Origin of the sequence: Burkholderia sp. A2, from assembly GCF_001729305.1 — a bacterium.
In the GTDB taxonomy this organism is placed as follows: Bacteria; Pseudomonadota; Gammaproteobacteria; order Burkholderiales; family Burkholderiaceae; genus Burkholderia; species Burkholderia sola.
This window is the reverse complement of record NZ_LZXX01000032.1, coordinates 1-1,214: the sequence shown is the minus strand read 5'-3', so window position 1 is coordinate 1,214 and position 1,214 is coordinate 1. Positions and strand designations below refer to the sequence as shown.

The 1,214-nt window shown below is 68.7% G+C and carries 1 protein-coding gene; it reads left to right on the top strand.

The window, feature by feature from the left end:
* Positions 1 to 1,214: TonB-dependent receptor (locus A9Z05_RS03260; RefSeq protein ID WP_141723335.1), on the top strand; the 1,214-nt coding region annotated here is incomplete at both ends.

The window sequence follows — 1,214 nt, the reverse complement described above, 5'->3', positions numbered from 1 at the left end:
CGGCCGCGCTGCTGTACGGCGGCAACGCGGTGGGCGGCGTGGTCAACACGATCGACAACCGGATTCCGCGCGAAGCGATCGAAGGGGTGACCGGCGCGCTCGACGCGCGCTATGGCGGCGCGAATTCGGTGCGCGCGGGCGCCGCCCAGGTCGAAGGCGGCAACGGCCGCTTCGCGTTCCACGTCGACGCGTTCGACCGAGAAACGAGCAAGCTGCGGATTCCCGGCTACGCGCGCAGCAGCCAGCAACGCGCGATCGACGGCCCCGACACGCCGCAACCGGAAGGCAGCGTGCCGAACAGCGACGGGCGCGTGCACGGCGGTGCGGTCGGCGCGTCGTACACGTGGGGGGACGGCTTCGCCGGTCTCTCGTACAGCGGCTACGAATCGAACTACGGCTCCGTCGCGGAAAGCGACGTGCGGCTGCGGATGCGCCAGGAACGCCTCGCGTTCGCGTCCGAGGTGCGCAACCTGAGCGGGCCGTTCACGAAGCTGAAATTCGATTTCGCGTACACCGACTACCGCCACAAGGAAGTCGACAACGGCGAGACGGCGACCACCTTCCGCAACCGCGGCTACGAGGCGCGCATCGAGGCGCGCCATCGCAAGATCGGCCCGTTCGAAGGCGCGATCGGCGTGCAGTTCGGCCAGAACACGTTCTCGGCGCTCGGCGACGAAATGCTCGTGCCGTCCACGCGCACCAACAGCGTCGCGCTGTTCGGCCTCGAGGAATGGCAGGTCGCCCCGGCGCTGAAGCTGAGCGTCGGCGGTCGCTTCGAGCACGTGAAGGTCGATCCCGATCCGGCCGGCATCGAGAAATTCGCTGGCGCGCAGCCGCGCGACTTCAATGCGGGCAGCCTGTCGGCCGGCGCGCTGTTCTCGCTGACGCCGGTTTGGTCGGTCGCGGCGAACGTCGCGTACACCGAACGCGCGCCGACCTTCTACGAGCTCTATTCGAACGGCCCGCACGACGCGACCGGCCAGTTCCTGATCGGCAACCCGAACGCGTCGAAGGAAAAGGCCGTATCGACCGACCTGTCGCTGCGCTATGCGAGCGGACCGAACCGCGGCAGCGTCGGCGTGTTCTACAACCGCTTCTCGAACTACCTGACCGAGTACAACACCGGCCGCGTGGTGGACGACGACGGCGAGCCCGTCGCGCCCGGCACCGACGGCTCGCTCAACGAAGCGATCTATCGCGGCGTGCGCGCCGAG